The organism is Rhizobium sp. P44RR-XXIV (genome assembly GCF_001999485.2).
In the GTDB taxonomy this organism is placed as follows: Bacteria; Pseudomonadota; Alphaproteobacteria; order Rhizobiales; family Rhizobiaceae; genus Rhizobium.
This window is the reverse complement of sequence record NZ_MPVZ02000025.1, coordinates 583,418-598,929: the sequence shown is the minus strand read 5'-3', so window position 1 is coordinate 598,929 and position 15,512 is coordinate 583,418. Positions and strand designations below refer to the sequence as shown.

General features: G+C 61.2%; 15 protein-coding genes and 1 pseudogene. 7 read left to right on the top strand and 9 right to left on the bottom strand.

Annotated features, from left to right (window positions below):
* Window positions 1–5 precede the first annotated feature (5 nt).
* Window positions 6–983 carry a type II secretion system F family protein gene (locus BSK43_RS08295; RefSeq protein ID WP_077468387.1) on the top strand — a complete coding sequence of 326 codons (978 nt, stop codon included), beginning with the start codon at window positions 6–8 and terminating at the stop codon, window positions 981–983.
* Between the two features lie 140 nt (window positions 984–1,123).
* Window positions 1,124–1,768: a LysE family transporter gene (locus BSK43_RS08290; protein WP_077468388.1), complete on the top strand. Its 645-nt coding sequence runs from the start codon at window positions 1,124–1,126 to the stop codon at window positions 1,766–1,768.
* Between the two features lie 60 nt (window positions 1,769–1,828).
* On the opposite strand, the gene BSK43_RS08285 is transcribed toward BSK43_RS08290, so the two are convergent.
* Window positions 1,829–2,659: a tetratricopeptide repeat protein gene (locus BSK43_RS08285; RefSeq protein WP_077468389.1), complete on the bottom strand. Its 831-nt coding sequence runs from the start codon at window positions 2,657–2,659 to the stop codon at window positions 1,829–1,831.
* A 148-nt stretch (window positions 2,660–2,807) separates the two neighbouring features.
* Between BSK43_RS08285 and BSK43_RS08280 the strand changes: the two genes are divergently transcribed.
* The 4 genes from BSK43_RS08280 (at window position 2,808) to BSK43_RS08265 (ending at window position 6,073) form a co-directional block, all read left to right on the top strand.
* On the top strand, window positions 2,808–4,199 hold the full coding sequence (locus BSK43_RS08280; protein WP_077468390.1) for a M17 family metallopeptidase: 1,392 nt from the start codon (window positions 2,808–2,810) through the stop codon (window positions 4,197–4,199).
* Between the two features lie 343 nt (window positions 4,200–4,542).
* The gene (locus BSK43_RS08275) at window positions 4,543–4,887 is read left to right on the top strand and encodes a MarR family winged helix-turn-helix transcriptional regulator (RefSeq protein WP_047634989.1); all 345 of its coding nucleotides are present in this window, start codon (window positions 4,543–4,545) and stop codon (window positions 4,885–4,887) included.
* A 15-nt stretch (window positions 4,888–4,902) separates the two neighbouring features.
* Entirely contained in the window at window positions 4,903–5,757 is an 855-nt protein-coding gene (locus tag BSK43_RS08270) for an NlpC/P60 family protein (RefSeq protein WP_077468391.1), read from the top strand.
* Window positions 5,758–5,833: 76 nt separating this feature from the next.
* A complete protein-coding gene (locus BSK43_RS08265) occupies window positions 5,834–6,073 on the top strand; it encodes a hypothetical protein (protein ID WP_077468392.1) in 240 nt (79 codons plus the stop codon).
* A 33-nt stretch (window positions 6,074–6,106) separates the two neighbouring features.
* Here BSK43_RS08265 and BSK43_RS08260 read toward each other — a convergent pair whose 3' ends face one another.
* Window positions 6,107–7,072: a DMT family transporter gene (locus BSK43_RS08260; RefSeq protein WP_077468393.1), complete on the bottom strand. Its 966-nt coding sequence runs from the start codon at window positions 7,070–7,072 to the stop codon at window positions 6,107–6,109.
* Window positions 7,073–7,196: 124 nt separating this feature from the next.
* On the opposite strand from BSK43_RS08260, the gene BSK43_RS08255 reads away from it, so the two are divergent.
* Entirely contained in the window at window positions 7,197–7,676 is a 480-nt protein-coding gene (locus tag BSK43_RS08255) for an Lrp/AsnC family transcriptional regulator (RefSeq protein ID WP_077468394.1), read from the top strand.
* 21 nt (window positions 7,677–7,697) lie between these two features.
* Here the strand turns inward: BSK43_RS08255 and BSK43_RS08250 are convergent.
* The 7 genes and pseudogenes from BSK43_RS08250 to BSK43_RS08220 all read right to left on the bottom strand — a co-directional run bounded on the left by BSK43_RS08250 (window position 7,698) and on the right by BSK43_RS08220 (window position 15,158).
* Window positions 7,698–9,090, bottom strand: a pseudogene (locus BSK43_RS08250) (amidase).
* A 23-nt stretch (window positions 9,091–9,113) separates the two neighbouring features.
* Entirely contained in the window at window positions 9,114–9,971 is an 858-nt protein-coding gene (locus BSK43_RS08245) for an ABC transporter permease (protein WP_077468396.1), read from the bottom strand.
* Entirely contained in the window at window positions 9,968–10,921 is a 954-nt protein-coding gene (locus BSK43_RS08240) for an ABC transporter permease (protein WP_077468397.1), read from the bottom strand. The genes BSK43_RS08245 and BSK43_RS08240 overlap by 4 nt, the downstream gene beginning before the upstream one ends.
* A gap of 103 nt (window positions 10,922–11,024) precedes the next feature.
* The gene (locus tag BSK43_RS08235) at window positions 11,025–12,554 is read right to left on the bottom strand and encodes an ABC transporter substrate-binding protein (protein WP_077468398.1); all 1,530 of its coding nucleotides are present in this window, start codon (window positions 12,552–12,554) and stop codon (window positions 11,025–11,027) included.
* Between the two features lie 157 nt (window positions 12,555–12,711).
* On the bottom strand, window positions 12,712–13,629 hold the full coding sequence (locus BSK43_RS08230) for a LysR family transcriptional regulator (RefSeq protein ID WP_077468399.1): 918 nt from the start codon (window positions 13,627–13,629) through the stop codon (window positions 12,712–12,714).
* A 15-nt stretch (window positions 13,630–13,644) separates the two neighbouring features.
* Window positions 13,645–14,643 (bottom strand): P1 family peptidase, encoded by a 999-nt coding sequence (locus BSK43_RS08225; RefSeq protein WP_077468400.1) that lies wholly within the window; start codon window positions 14,641–14,643, stop codon window positions 13,645–13,647.
* 320 nt (window positions 14,644–14,963) lie between these two features.
* On the bottom strand, window positions 14,964–15,158 hold the full coding sequence (locus BSK43_RS08220) for a hypothetical protein (RefSeq protein WP_034489296.1): 195 nt from the start codon (window positions 15,156–15,158) through the stop codon (window positions 14,964–14,966).
* Window positions 15,159–15,512: the final 354 nt, after the last annotated feature.

Below are 15,512 nucleotides of genomic sequence, written 5' to 3'. Positions count from 1 at the left end.
CGCTAATGTCTGATCTGGCTGCCACGTTGACCAATCCGGAAACTCTCCTCGCCGTTGTCGTGGCGATCGCGGTTTTCGCCACCTTCTATACGATTGCCATGCCGATGCTGGAGCGCGGCGATCTCAGCAAACGACTGAAGGCCGTATCGACCGAACGCGAGCAGATCCGCGCGCGCGAGCGGGCGCGGCTGACCGCCGAAGGCGGCAAGGCAACGCTGCGCAACCAGAACAATCGCAACGTCCGGCAGATCGTCGAGCGCTTCAATCTGCGCAATGCACTCGTTGACGCCAACACCGTCAATCGCCTGCGGGCTGCCGGCTTGCGTTCGGAAAACGCGCTGAACATGTTTCTGCTGGCGCGGTTCCTTTTGCCGTTTCTGTTTTTTGCGGCTGCCATCTTCATCGTTTTCGGTCTTGGCTATTTCGCCTCAAGGCCGTTGCCGATCCGCATTCTCGGCGTCATCGTCATGGGCTATCTCGGCTTTTACGCACCGAATATCTATATTTCCAATCTAGTGACGAAGCGCCAGAAGTCGATTAAGCGCGCCTGGCCAGATGCGCTCGACCTGATGCTGATCTGCGTGGAATCGGGCATATCGATCGAAGCTGGCATGCGCCGCGTGGCGGACGAGATGGCAGAAGAATCGCCCGCACTCGCCGAGGAAATGGTACTGACCACGGCGGAGCTTTCCTTCTTGCAGGATCGCCGAACCGCCTTCGATAATCTTGCCGCGCGTACGCAGATCGAGATTGTCAAATCGGTGACGCAGGCTCTCATTCAGGCCGAGCGCTACGGCACTCCGCTGTCGCAGGCTCTGCGCGTCATGGCCCAGGAAGGCCGAGACGAGCGCATGAACGAGGCGGAAAAGAAGGCGGCCGCGCTGCCGCCGAAACTGACGGTGCCGATGATCATCTTCTTCCTGCCGGTCCTGATGGCCGTCATTCTCGGCCCGGCTATCCTCAAGGCCATGGACAAGTTCTGACCAGCAAGCTTGCCGCCAAGGCGGGAGCGTGATTAACCTTCGATCCGAAGTTCCTGCAGCCTAAGCGGATGGCGCTCCTGAATGTGTTCGGAGGCTGGCGTCTGCGCCGGGCGGATTTGCAGGCCTGTTGGAGGTGCCGCATGTCATCCATAGCCATATTTTTCAGTGTTATCGCCGCTGTTTTCATCGGGGCCGTCAGCCCCGGTCCGAGTTTCGTGCTCGTGTCCCGCATTGCCGTCTCCCGCTCACGCAAGGCCGGTCTTGCCGCCGCCTTCGGCATGGGAACCGGCAGCGTCATCTTCGCGACCCTGGCCCTGTTCGGTTTGAGCGCGCTTTTGATGAAGGTCGAGTGGCTGTACCTTGCCCTGAAAGTGGCTGGCGGGCTCTATCTGATTTATGTCGGCATTCGCATCTGGCGTCACGCGGCCGATGATCTTCCGATCGATGCCCCTGCCACACCGGCGGCTGCAGGCATCATGCGCAATTTCCTGTTTGCACTTGGGACCCAGCTCAGCAATCCGAAGACGGCCATATTCTATGGCAGTATCTTCGCGGCACTTCTTCCGGCCGCTCCTGCTCCCTGGCTCCTGCTGACGGTTCCGCCAGCAGTCTTCCTGGTTGAAGTGGGCTGGTACACCGTCGTGACCTTGGCCTTTTCGTCCAACCGCCCACGTGCGCTTTATATCGGATCGAAGCTATGGATCGATAGAGTATCCGGCGCCATCATCGGTGCGCTCGGAGCGCGGCTGGTGATGGATGGCCTGCCTCGGCATATCTGGCGTTGAGTATTTGAGGAGCGGTCGCGCAGCCTCAAAAACGCGCGCCGCTCACTTTGCCGAATAGTTCTACTGAACGGCTTTTTTGGTATCGCCACTGGCGGCGAGCTTCTGCCAGGAGTTCTGCTGCGCCAACATGGAGCGCAGATAGGCGACGTTGGCATTTGCCTGCTGCGGTGTCAGCTCCTGCCGGGCGATCTGCTCGGCTTCGGCAAAGCGGCCCTGCAGACCGACAACCAGTGCCAGGTTCTGTCGCACGCGGCTATCGGCGCCGGGTTGGCCGACGGCCGAGCGAAGGTAGTTTTCGGCATTCTTGAGATCGCCTGTCAGCACATAGGACATGCCGAGGTTGGAAAGGATCGTCGGCTCGTTGGGTGCCAGCACCAGCGCGTCACGGTATTTGCCGCGCGCATCGGCAGAGCGGCCGAGCTGATCGAGGATTGCACCCTGTGCGGAGACGAGGCGCCAATCCGGGCGATCCGGTGTCTGGGCGCGATCGATGGTCGAGAGCGCCTCTTCCAACTGGCCGGCCGCTGCCTGCGCCTTGCCGTAAGCTGCCAGCACACCGCGGTCGCTCGGATTGGTGATCGCAACCTGTTGCATGACGGCGAGCGCCTGATCGTTGCGGCCGCTCATTCGCAGGGCGTTGGCGTAGTTGACGCCGGCGTTGCGATCCTTCGGATTGGCGTCATAGGCCTTGCCGAGGCTCGCGGTTGCCTGTGCCAGGTCGCTGCTGTTCATGGTGTCGAGGGCGGTCTTCGGCGCCGTCGGGATCGAGCCCGTCGTCATCTTGTCTTTCCCGGTTGTCGAGCAGCCAGCAAGCGCAAGCGCCAGAAGTGCTGCGGAAGCGCCCCGGAAAAGGAAGGTTCTAAGCAAAGACGTGGTTGAACCGGCGAACATGACGCTTATCCCTGAATCCCTAAATCTTGCGTCCGGCCTAGAATCGGAACAGGGAAAGGTTCGACGCAATGTTCGCTCCAGCAATAATCTGTTAACCCTAACAGATGGTTAACTCTCGATTCCCTGAAGTCATCGTCAAAGGATAGTCATGGCCCCCTATCAGTTCATCGAGCGCGCGACGCCCTTCAATTCGAAGGGTGGCGCAACGCTGCCGATCTTTGCCGTCACGCCGGCGCATATAGAAACCGGCACCATCGACCCCATCGCGCTCGATTGGGCCCGCAAGGCCGGCTACAAGGCGGATAGCGGCTCACTGCTCCTGATACCGACCGCCGAAGGCCACCTCGGCGGTGCATTGTTCGGCCTCGGCTCCAATCCGTCCGAGCAGCCCTTCCTGACGGGCAAGCTGGCGCGCAGCCTGCCGGCGGGCGATTGGCATATCGAAACGGCACCGTTAACGGCGAACCGGCTTTCGCTCGGTTTCGGTCTCGGCAGCTATCGTTTCGATCGCTACAAGTCGGAAAAGGCGGCGGCACCGACGCTGATGATCCCGCGTGATGCCGATGCCGCCGATATCAAGCGCCAGCTTGCCGGTGTCTTTCTCGCCCGTGATCTCATCAATACGCCGACCAACGACATGGGGCCGGAACAGCTGGAAGCCGCCTTCCGGGCGCTTGCCGAGCATTATAAGGCCGAGATGTCCGTCATCATCGGCGACGATCTGCTGAAGGAGAATTTTCCGCTCGTACACACCGTCGGACGCGCCAGCGCCGATGCGCCGCGCCTCCTGGAAATGCGCTGGGGCAAGAAGGGCCATCGCCGCATTACGTTGGTCGGCAAGGGCGTATGCTTCGACACAGGCGGCCTCGACATCAAGCCGGCATCCTCGATGCTCCTGATGAAGAAGGACATGGGTGGCGCGGCCAATGTCATGGGCCTGGCGCTGATGATCATGGATGCCAAGCTCAAGGTCGACCTGCGCGTCATCATTCCCGTCGTCGAAAACTCGATTTCGGCCAATGCCTTCCGTCCCGGCGATATCTACAAAAGCCGCAAGGGCCTGACGGTACAGATCGACAATACCGATGCAGAGGGACGGCTGATCCTTGCCGATGCGCTCGCCTACGCCGACGAGGATGCGCCTGATCTGATGATCGACATGGCAACCCTGACCGGTGCCGCCCGCGTCGCGCTTGGCCCCGACCTGCCGCCCTTCTTTACCGATGATAACGATCTCGCCCGCGATCTCACGGAAGCGAGCCTGGAAACGGACGATCCGCTGTGGCGCATGCCGCTCTACATGGGCTACGACAAGGATATCCGCACTAAATTCGCCGATATCACCAATGCGCCCTCCGGCGGCATGGCCGGCTCGATCACCGCCGCCTTGTTCCTCAAGCGCTTCGTGACGAAAACGCCGAGCTGGGCGCATTTCGACATCTACGGCTGGGCGCAGAGCGAACGCCCCCACTCGCCCGGCGGCGGCGAGGCACAGGCGATCCGGGCGTTGTATCAGCATATCAGGCAGAGTGTGCGGTAGGGCCGATCAGGTTCTGAGCTTGCCGAGACTCTGATACCCCCCTCTGTCACTGTCGTGACATCTCCCCCACAAGGGGGGAGATCGTTGGGAGCATGCGGGTCGTCACTCGCAAGACAATAAACTGCAATCCCAACGGATTCGATGTTTGCTTGAGGTAAGGCGTTTCCGCGAGCTAGCAATCTCCCCCCTTGTGGGGGAGATGTCATGAAGTGACAGAGGGGGGTGCGCTCACCACGCACTGCGCAGTCACGTCTAACTAGGGATAATGTGGAAATTCACCCCTTGAATCCGCCACGATCTTGGCCGAGACTGGAACGGTAGCGTAACGATTTCGGGGTTGCCCTTGCCGCTAGATCTCTCTGCCTCGCAGGCTCTCGGCCTCTGGCATGGCGTGACGCTCGCTCAGGTGCGCCGCGAGGATCATGATTTGACGCTGCGGCAGACGGCGATCCTGCTGCAAATCTATCTCGTGCCGCCGCCGCATACGGTGCGCGGACTTGCCGCGACGCTCGGCGTCACCAAGCCTGTCATCACGCGTGCGCTTGACACGATGGGCGAGATGGGGCTGGTCGACCGGGTGCGCGACGATCGCGATCGCCGCAATGTCATCATCAAGCGCACCGTCACCGGCGCGCTCTATCTGGAAAAACTCGGCGATCTCGTTATCGAGCACGGCCGCAAACTATGAATTCGGGAACTCGTCATGACGCTCGACCGCCGCCTCAACGCTTTCAGACCTGATCTCGCCGAGGCCTCCCTCAAAGGCAAGGTCGAAGCCGAACGCTTCGTCGAAGGCAGCAAGGCGCAGATCGCAATACCCGTTGTTGCGCTGCGCCCGAAGCCTGATCTCGCCGCCGGTATCGATACCGAGCTGCTGATGGGCGAGGAGGTGACGGTTTTCGAGCGCAGCAACGGCTGGTGCTGGGTCAAGTCGCTGTCGGATGGTTATGTCGGCTATCTTCCCGAGAGTGCGATCAAGGAAGGCGCGGCAGCGGCGACCCACATCGTTATCCCGCAACGCACCTTCCTCTATCCCGAGCCGGAACTGCGCAAGCCGCATGCTGCCATCCTCTCGATGGGGAGCCGCATCCGCGTAACCGGCACTGCCGAGGCGCGGGGCAATCATTACGTCGTCCTGGAGGACGGCACCGCCATCTTCGCCAAGCATGTGCAGCCGATCGGTCATGATGACGGCGGCGATTACGTCGACGTCGCCCTGCGCTTTCTCGAGACGCCCTATCTCTGGGGCGGCCGCTCCGGTCTCGGCATCGATTGTTCGGGGTTGGTGCAATTGGCACTGGCGATGACCGGCCGTACCGCGCCGCGCGATACCGATATGCAGGCCGCCGGTCTCGGCGAGCCGATCGCCCGCGAGGAGCTGAAGCGCGGCGATTTCGTCTTCTGGAAGGGCCATGTCGCTATCATGGAAGACCCGGAGACCATCATCCATGCCAATGGCCATACGATGACCGTTGCGCGCGAGAATTTCGCTGCCGCCGTCGAGCGCATCGGCTGGCTCTACGAACAGCCAAATGGCTACCGCCGCTTCGTCGACTGATCGTCGCTGGGAACAGTCTTTTCGCTCGTTCGTTATTCCTTCTGATCGATAGGTCCTATCGAGAGGAGGAAGACACATGCCCGTTACGGCCATGGAAAAGACAGTCAGGGATATCCTGCGAGACAGCCATATCCGCAAGAGCCGCAAGATCTACAGGTTGCGCGAATTGCAAAGTGAGGCGCGTGGCATACAGCGCGCCGGCAGCGAAAGTTCGATGAGCGCTGATGATGGTCTTCAGGACGATTTGCGTGTCATCGAAAAGGCCTTGCACGATCTTGATGCCGACATCGAGCAGAAGGGCGCCGCAACGCTGTAATGCTCCGGCACCTATATTCATCTTGCAAAAGCTCTACTGCGTACGCGGCCGGGCAATCCAGATGCCTGCGACGATGACGATCCCGCCGAGCGCCTGTATCAGCGTGACGTTTTCACCGAACAGCATCCAGGCGAAGAGTGCTGCAGCGATCGTTTCCAGGAAAATGACGAGTGATGAGAAGACGGTCGGCAGGCGCCCGAGTGCTATCGATAGCATGCCTTGACCGCCGGCATGGCTGATAAGGCCAAGCGCCAGCAGAACACACCATCCGGATACCGACTGCGGCAAGATCCGCGGCTCGAAGAAGATGGCGACCAGAAACAGGATCGCCGAGGTGATGATGCTGAGCTCGAAGGTCACACGGGCGGCATTCGTCTTGCCTCGCGCCGCGCCGACCGCCAGGAAATAAAGTCCGAAGAAGGCGCCGGTAACGATGGCCAGGCCATCGCCGACTGCGCGGCTCGGATTGAACGCAAGGCTCTGCACGACAAGCGCCGTGCCGCCGGCCAGGCAAACGAGAAGCCCGACGAGTGTGGCTTTGCTGACCCTTTGCCGCAGCAGCAGCCAGCCGAAGATCACGACCCAGAGCGGCGCCATGGTTGCAAAGAAGGTCGCGTTGGCGATGGTGGTCCTCAGGATGGCGAGATGCCAGAAAAGCAGATCTCCCGTAAACGCAATGCCGGCAAGGATGGTGGCCATTGTGAAGCTGGCACGGGGCGCATCAGCCTCCGAAGTCTCGGCATAGCGCATCCAGACCCAGAGGATCGGCAGGGCCAGGAAGACGCGCCAGAATGCGCTGGCGAAAGGCCCGACATCGGCAAGGCGTACTAGGCTTGGAGAAATGCTCATCGCCAGCGCCGCAAGCAGCATCGCCACCAGCCCGAGAGCAAAGCCTTTCGCGTCATGAGGCGCCGCCTTGCCGGCGGCAAGGTGGTTTGCATCCGGCCTTTCGCCAAGATCTGGAGTGCGCGTATCGTAATTGGCGTCTGGCCGTGACATTCTGTTGCCTTTGTAAGTCAGGTGATTTGTGGCGCAAACCTAGTACACACGCGAAGAGGATTTGGCTCCATTTTGCCAGCTTTCTTGCAATTTTGTTTCTTCTTTGCGGTAAGGATGTTTTGAAATGCGCAAATCCGCCGATCTTGATGATTTCGATCTGGCGATTCTCGATATTCTGCAAAGGGACAATACCGTTCCGCAGCGCACGATTGGTGAGCAGATCAACCTGTCGGCGCCGGCCGTGCAGCGCCGCATCAAGCGCATGCAGGCTGATGGTGTTATCCAGGCGAATATCGCGGTCGTTGATCCGGTAGCCGTGGCATTGCCGATCACCATCATCGTAGAAGTGCAGATTGCCGACGAGCGCTATGATCTAATAAACGCGATAAAACGCAGCTTCCTCGATGCACCGGAAGTGCAGCAATGTTATCAGGTGACCGGTGAGGCGGATTTCGTTCTGATCGTGATGGTGGCCAGCATGTCAGACTATCAGGCGCTCTGCCGCCGTCTTTTCCACGACAATCCGAATGTCACGAAGTTCAAATCGTTGGTCTCGATGGATCGTGTGAAGATCGGCCTTTCCCTGCCGCTCATGCAGGATTAGCCGGCTTTCCGTCCGTCGCGCCTATCCCGGCTTCTTCGGCCAGTTGGTAACGCCGCCGGTCCAGTCCTCATAGGCCTTGGACAGACGAAGCACGAGCATGTCGCCGAAGCGCGGGCCGACGATCTGCAGGCCGATCGGCATGCCGGAACGAGAGAAGCCGCAATTGATCGAAGAGGCCGGCTGCTCCGACATGTTCCAGGGAACGGTGAAGGCGATGTGCTCGAAGGGCAAGGCGGGGTCGTTGGTAGGCGAGGCCCATTCGGCCGGATAGGAAACGATCGGGTTGGTCGGCGAAAGTACTGCATGCACCTGGGTGAAGAGCCTGCCGCAGCTCTTGCGCATCTCGATCGTCTGGTTGAAGCCGCGCACAGCCTCGACGCCGCTGACATCGGCGCCGCTCTTCGCCCATGTATGGATGTAGGGGAGGATCGCATTGCGGCGTTCTTCACTGAGACCGACGATGTCGCCCCAAAAGCGCGCGCGCCAGAAGACGTCGAGGCCATCAAGCATCTGCCGCGTCAGCACTGGTGCGACATCGATGATGATGGCACCTGCTTCCTCGAAGCGCCTCGCGGCAGCAACCACCGCATCGCGCACCTCCTCGTCGACGGGCAGGCCGCAGCCGGCATCCAGCATCAGGCCGATCTTCATGCCACGCACGTCGATGTCGAGATCCATCCAGTCGATGTTAGCAGGCGGCAGGCCGGTGCCGTCGCGCCAGTCGGGCCGCGACAGTGTCGCCATCGAGAAGGCGGCATCCTCGACCGTGCGCGTCATCGGCCCGGCGCAGCGCCCGACATAATAGGGATCGACCGGGATGCGGCCATGGCTCGGCTTGAAGCCGAAAATTCCGGTCCAGCCGGCGGGCAAGCGCACCGAGCCGCCGATATCTGTGCCGATATGCAGAGGTCCATAACCAGCGGCGGCCGCCGCCGACGCGCCGGCGCTGGAGCCGCCCGGATTTTGACTTGGGTCCCATGGATTGCGGCTGAGCTTGTCAAAGACTCGAAAGTCCTGACGATAGCATGCCGTAATCAGGGCAGGTGGTCTTGGCAAAGATCACCGCGCCGTCCTCGCGCATGCGCGCGGCGATCGGCGCGTCCTCGCTGGCGGGAACGAGCTCGACGGCGGCCGTGCCGAGGGGCACCGGCTGGCCCCTGGTGGCGATCAGCTCCTTCAAGGTAACAGGAATCCCATCCAGGGCTCCAAGCGGTGCGCCCTTTGCCCAGCGCTCGGTTGAAGCGGCCGCCTGCTTGCGCGCATCCTCGGGATCATAAGCATAAAGCGCCGATATGTTCGGCTCCCATGCATCGATATGCTGTTCGAGCGCCAGCCAGTATTCGCTGGGCGACAGGCTCTTGTCGGAGAATTTGCGCTTGAGTTCACGGATGGAAAGATCGGTCGGTTCGGTCATGTTTCATACTCTTCATATCTTGATCAGCGCGCCGTCTCGCGGGGGTCGAGAAGGTCACGCAGGCCGTCGCCGAGCAGGTTGAAGCCGAGGACGGAGAGCGCAATGGCAAGACCCGGGAGGAGGGCGAGCCATGGCGCGGCATGGAAATAGGTCTGGGCATCGGCGAGCATCCGCCCCCAGGTCGGCTCCGGCGGTGGCACGCTGAGGCCCAGGAACGCGAGCCCGGCCTCCGTCAGGATCGCCAGGCCAAGCTGGATCGTCGCCTGCACGATGATGCCGCTGATGATGTTCGGCAGCACATGGCGCATCGTGATGGAAAGCTGCGTATTGCCGATGGCGCGCGCCGCCAGCACATAGTCGCGGCTCCAGGCCTGCAGCGCTGAGCCGAGGGAGACGCGGGCGAACACGGGCACCATGAAAACGGCGATCGCCAGAATTGCGGTCATCCGCCCCGTTCCGAGAAAGGCCCCGAGGATCATCGCCGAGAGGATGGGCGGCAGTGCGAAGACCACATCGCAGGCACGCATGACCAGTGCTTCGAAAATGCCGCGCTGCGCCGCCGCCGTAACGCCGACGATCGTTCCGAGCGTACCGCCAATCGCGACCGCCAGGACCGAGATCGACAGCGAATTCCAGCAGCCGACCATCAGCATCGACAGCACATCGTGGCCGAGTTGATCCGTGCCGAGAAGCCCGAAGCCGAAAGGCGGCTGCAGCTTGTGAAGGATCTGCATCTTGGCCGGCGGCACCGGCGTCCAGAACAGCGAGAGAGTGGCGATGCCGACAAGGGCGAGGATGATGATTGCCCCGACGATCAGATTGGCACGGCGAAACCCACGAAAGCGGGAGGGGCGGGCGGCGGCGCTTTCGATGATGCTCATCGGGCACCTCCCGCGCGAAGCCGGGGATCGATGACGAGATAGGAGAGATCCACCAGAAAGTTCACGACGATGACAAGGCCGGCAAAGAACAGCACGACATCCTGCAGCACGATGATGTCGCGCTGGCTGAGCGCCTGATAGGCGAGACGGCCGAGGCCGGGCAGGGTGAAGACGTTTTCGATCAGCACCGCGCCGGCGACCAGAAAGGTGAATTGAAGGCCGAGAATGGTCAGCACCGGCACCAGAGCATTCGGCACCACATGCCCCCAGAGCACTTGGCTTCGAGAGAGACCCTTGGCAAGCGCCGTGCGGGCAAAATCCTCATGCAGCGTGTCGAGCACGGCCGAGCGCGTGACCCGCGTCAGCACCGCCGCCTGCGGCAGCGCAAGGGCGACGGCTGGCAATACCAGCGATTTCATCGCCGGCCAGAGCCCATTGCCCCAGCCGGGAAAGCCGCCGGCCGGCATCCAGCCGAGCGAGGTCGCAAACAGCAGCACTAGCAGCAACCCGACCCAGAAGCCGGGCACTGCAATGCCCATCTGCGAAAACAGCGTGGCGATGATATCGAAGACGCCGCCACGCCTGGCGGCTGCGGCAACGCCAAGGGGAACGGCGATGACGACGGAAAGCATGACGGCAAGGGCGGCAAGCGGCAGGGTGACAGCGAGCCGCTCGGCAATCAGGCCCGCGACGGGGACGCCATAGGTATATGACTTGCCAAGATCGCCTGTTAGAGCGCCGGCAAGCCATTGGCCGTAGCGGACGATCAGTGGCTGATCGAGGCCCATGTCGTGCCTTAGCACCGCAAGCGTTTCCGGCGTTGCCGACGTACCCAGCGTGATGGCAGCGGGATCGCCCGGCAACAGCGCCATGACCACGAAGACCAGCAGCGAAACGGCGATCAGCGTCAGGACAAGCCCGAAAATACGACGGATGAGGAGTGCGATCATAGCATATCCATGGCCGATCATGCCCCAGCATCGAAATGGGTGGCATCGAAATGGTTGGCAGCGGGCGAAACTCTCCGCCCGGCCGCCCTGCAGGCGAAAGCGGTCAATCTTCCCAGGATACGTTGGTCAGCACGTTCGAGGGGATGGGCTCGTTTTCCCAGAGACCTTTCAGCTTCTTGTCCCAGACGCCGAGCTTCGGCATGACGAAGAGGAAGAGCGCAGGCACATCCTCCGCAAGAATGGTCTGTGCCTCACCGTAAAGCTTGTTCTGTTCGGCCGGATCGGCGGTGAGCTGGATCTTCTTCATCAACTCGTTGAAGGCCGGGTTCTTGTAATTGAAGTAATAGGGATCGCGCGAATAGATATCGATATCCAGCGGTTCGGCATGGGCAACGATGGTCATGTCGTAGTTGCGGCCGCTGAAGACGTCCTGCACCCATTTAGCCGGAAATTCCGTCGGCTCGATATTCATCGTCACACCGATATCGGCAAACATCGCCTGCATCACCTGGGCGCTGCGCGGAGCATAGGCCATCTGCGGCGTCTTGATGGTGAAGGTAAAGCCATTTGGATAGCCGGCTTCGGCAAGCAGCGCCTTGGCCTTGGCGGCATCATAGGGCAGTGTGCCAGTCAGGTCCTTGTAGCCGGGGTCGTTCGGCGTGTAGTGGCTGCCGATCGCTGTGCCGAAGCCAGACCAGGCGCCTTCGATGATGGTCTTGCGATCGAGCGCCATCATCAACGCCTGGCGAACGCGCTTGTCGTCGAAGGGCTTGCGCGTGTTGTTCATGCCGGCCACGACCTTGAGCTCGGTATTGCCGACCTTGGTCATCAGCCTGGCATCGCCGTCGAAGGAGCTCATCAGCTCGGGCGCGGCGAACTCCGGAAACGCATCGAGATCGCCGGCCTTCAGCGCGGCGGCTTCCGCCTGTGGGTCGGAAATGAAGCGGAAGGTGACCTTCTCGAGCTTCACGTCGACGGACTTGTTCCAGTAGTCCGGGTTCTTGACGAGGTCGACATGATCACCCTTCGCCCAGGCGGAAAACTTGAACGGGCCGGTACCGATAGGCGTCATCTTGTCGTTGGCGGAGGATTTCGGCCCGACCATGACAGAGGAAGGCCAGCCGAGCCAGTAGAGCAGGCTGCCGGTCGGTGAGGAAAGATGCAGCACCAGCGTTTCGGAATCCGGCGTATCGATCGAGGCGATGGTCGCGAAGAAGCGCTTCTGCGGGTTGACGGAATCCTTGCCACGGGCGCGATCGAGCGCGAATTTCGCCGCTGCCGAATCGAAGGCCTCGCCATCATGGAATTTGACGCCGGTCTGCAGCTTGAATGTATAGGTCAGGCCATCGGGAGATATCTCCCAGCTCTTTGCGAGCTGCGGCACGATCTTGCCGCTTTCGTCGATGGCAACCAGCCCCTCGAAGATATTCTGCCAGGTGACCTGACCGATGGCGACGGGCGCGGCGATCGTCGGATCAAGCCCGGTCGGCTCGACGCTCATGCCGAGATTGAGCGTCGTCTTGGCGGCTTCAGCGGGTGTCAGGCCAAGCATCAGCAGCCCGACGGAAAATGCGGTGCCATAGGCGAGGCGGCGCGCGAAATCGCCGAGGCTCGGGCGTAAAAACGTGGTCATTTCAGTTCCCTTGCTTTTGCCCGCTAGTCCGGCTTCTCTCCGGCCTGCGGTCTTTTCCAGGATAGTGTCATCTCGCAAGCGCACACACAATTCCGAAAATGTGTGCTCGGTGTAGCCGATATCGCTACACCGGATTTCCTTAATTATGAGGGTTCGATCAACCTTGCTTCCCCTTGGCGGTGAGTTGCTGGCGCATGAAGCGCTCGATGAAATCAAGCAGTTTGCCCGCCGCAAAGGATAGCTGGCGATCGGGCGCGACGCAGAGGTCGATCGGCGTTTTAACCCCCTTGCCATCAGCGACCGGCAAGGCGACAAGCTGGCCCGCCGCGATCTCTCTTTGAACAGTCAGCGCCGGTAGCATGGTGATCGCCGCACCGCGCAGCACCAGCTCCTTCTGCATTTCCAGCGACCCTGTCTCGAACACCGGATCGAGCGCCAATCCCTCACGCGCGAATAGCGCGTCGAAGGCCTGCCTCGCACCGAAGGAACGGTCGGGAACAGCAAGCGCGTGCATAGCGATTTCGGCGAGCGCGACCTCCTTGCCGTCCGCGAGCGGATGGGAGGCCGCAACGATCACGTCGTAGATCAGTTCGGCGCGCAGCCGCACCTTGGTTCCCGAAAGCGGCGGCGCAAACAGCGTCACCGCCATATCTGCCTCGGCACTGTTGACCGCTTCGATGGCGCCGCGGGCGCTGGTGATGGTCACCTCGAAGCGAAGCCTTGGATAGCGCAGGCTGAATTCGGCAAGCGCCGGCGCCAGGATATTGGCGACGGCAGCACCATTGGTATAGATGCTGACGCGGCCACGCTGCAGGCCCTTCAGGTCCTCGATCAGCTGATGCACATGCTCCAATTCGCGCAGCGTCCGGCCGGCGCGGGCGGCCAGAAGTTCGCCGGCCGCTGTCAGCTTGACGCCGCGGGCGCTGCGCTCGACGAGCTGCGTACCGAAGTGGTGTTCGAGATTCTCTATCTGCCTGCTGATGGCCGTTGGCGCCACATTCAGGTTTTCGGCGGCCTGGCGCATCGAATTGGTGCGCACCAGCTCATCGAAATAGATCAGCGCCCGGAGCTGCATGCGCGAAATCTCCGGTTAGGCGGCAGGCTTGGCGAAGCGATCCCGCCATGCCGGCTGCGTACCCTCGATCGGCAGCGCCGTTGCCTCATAGACACCGCGGGCAATCGCGCGCGCCATGACGATGGTGGCGAGATGGCAGAGCTCCATGAAGCCGGGCATGTCGTCGCGAGCGTGCTTGCCGGTGGATGCGGCGAAGATCGTATCGCCGTCGAGCGGCAGATGCGCCGGCAAAAGTGCGCGGGCAAATCCGTCATGGGCGCAGATGGAGAGGCGGTGCGCCTCCGCCTTGGTCAGCTGCGCGTCGGTGACGACAGCGCCGATGGTGGTGGCGGTGATATTGGTGCCCTTCAGCCGCAGCCGTGTATCGATGGCTTTTGGCATGCCGAGCCCGCCGAATTCGCCGCTCTCCTCGAAGGGTGCCGCCCAGAAATGCTGGCTGTCGCCGATGGTGGCCGAGCCGAGCGCATTGACGGCGACGATGGCGGCGATCCGGCATCCCTTGCTGCTGACGGCGCTGGCCGAACCGAGGCCGCCCTTGACCGTTGCTGTCGTGGCGCCCGTGCCGGCGCCGACGGTGCCGAGCGCAAACGGCCCTTTGGTGGCCGCCTTGAAGGCGGCATAGCCCATGTCGCGATAGGGCGAATGCAGGCCCCAGTCCTTGTTGCCGCCATTGATGAGATCGAAGAGGATCGCCTGCGGTACGATCGGCACCAGCGCGTTACCGACCTGCAGTCCTCTGCCGATATCCCGAAGGCCCGCCTGCACACCGCCGGCTGCATCGAGCCCGTAGGCGGAGCCGCCGGAGAGAACAAGGCCATCAACCGTGCCGACAGTCATTGCCGGATCGAGCAGGGCTGTGTCGCGCCCGCCCGGCGCGCCACCGAGCACGGTGCAGGAGGCGACCGCCGGCTCGTCGAAGATAATGGCGGTGACGCCGGAACCGAGCGCGAGGTCGGTGGAATGACCGACAGCGACGCCTTCGATATCGGTCAGGAGATTGAGAAGGTCAGCCAATGAAAAATCCTATCGCCATGGCAGCGCGGGTTGCCATGGCGATAGGACCGCAAAGAGGGGGAAAAGACAAGGTGGGTATGGGGTTGGTTGGCCCTATGGGGGCCGACCCTCGTGGTTCGAGGGCCCTTCGGGCCACCTCACCATGAAGGCGGAGCGGACCCGATCTGAAGCGCTATAAAGCCTGATTTCGAACGCGAAAGCAGGTAGGCCCGGTTGCTTCTATCGAAAAGACTAGCCCTCATCCTGAGCTTGTCGAAGGGCGAGGGCGGCTGATTGGAATGCAGTGATTGGAATGCAAAAGCGGCGGCTAAGCCGATCCATCAAACGTGGATCGGCTTAGCCTGTTGGCGAGAGAGGAGATCACGGATTGCGAGTCTCACTTCGTCTGCGTTTCTGAAATGCTGCTCGTCCAGATCGTGGACGTGATATTTTACAGCGATGAACTTGAGCCGATCCTGATCGGGAACGACAATGCCGACGGGAACGCCAGCGTATTCGATAACTTGCTTCTTCATAAATAGACTCCCTCCGCACCGCTATCGGTGCAGATATGGCGAATTGACTGTTTGAATCCGATTAGGGGACGAACGTCACATTCGACAGCGCGGGCTGGAGAGCGCGCCCGAGCGGTCATGGCCAAGCACGGACCAGCCAAGGGTCGAAGCGATGATCTTAAAATTCTGCATGTCACGTCCCTGGTTGGTGTTGTACTTGTTAAGCTCCGAAAAGGAGCCGGTGAACGAGTGCGTCATTGTCTATTATATTAGTAGACAATAACAATTTTATCTCCGGAAACATATTCCTAAAGATGTCAAAATGTCGACGATCGGTAAAATAAAATTCCGTATCTGGCTAATTGCAAGGAAGGA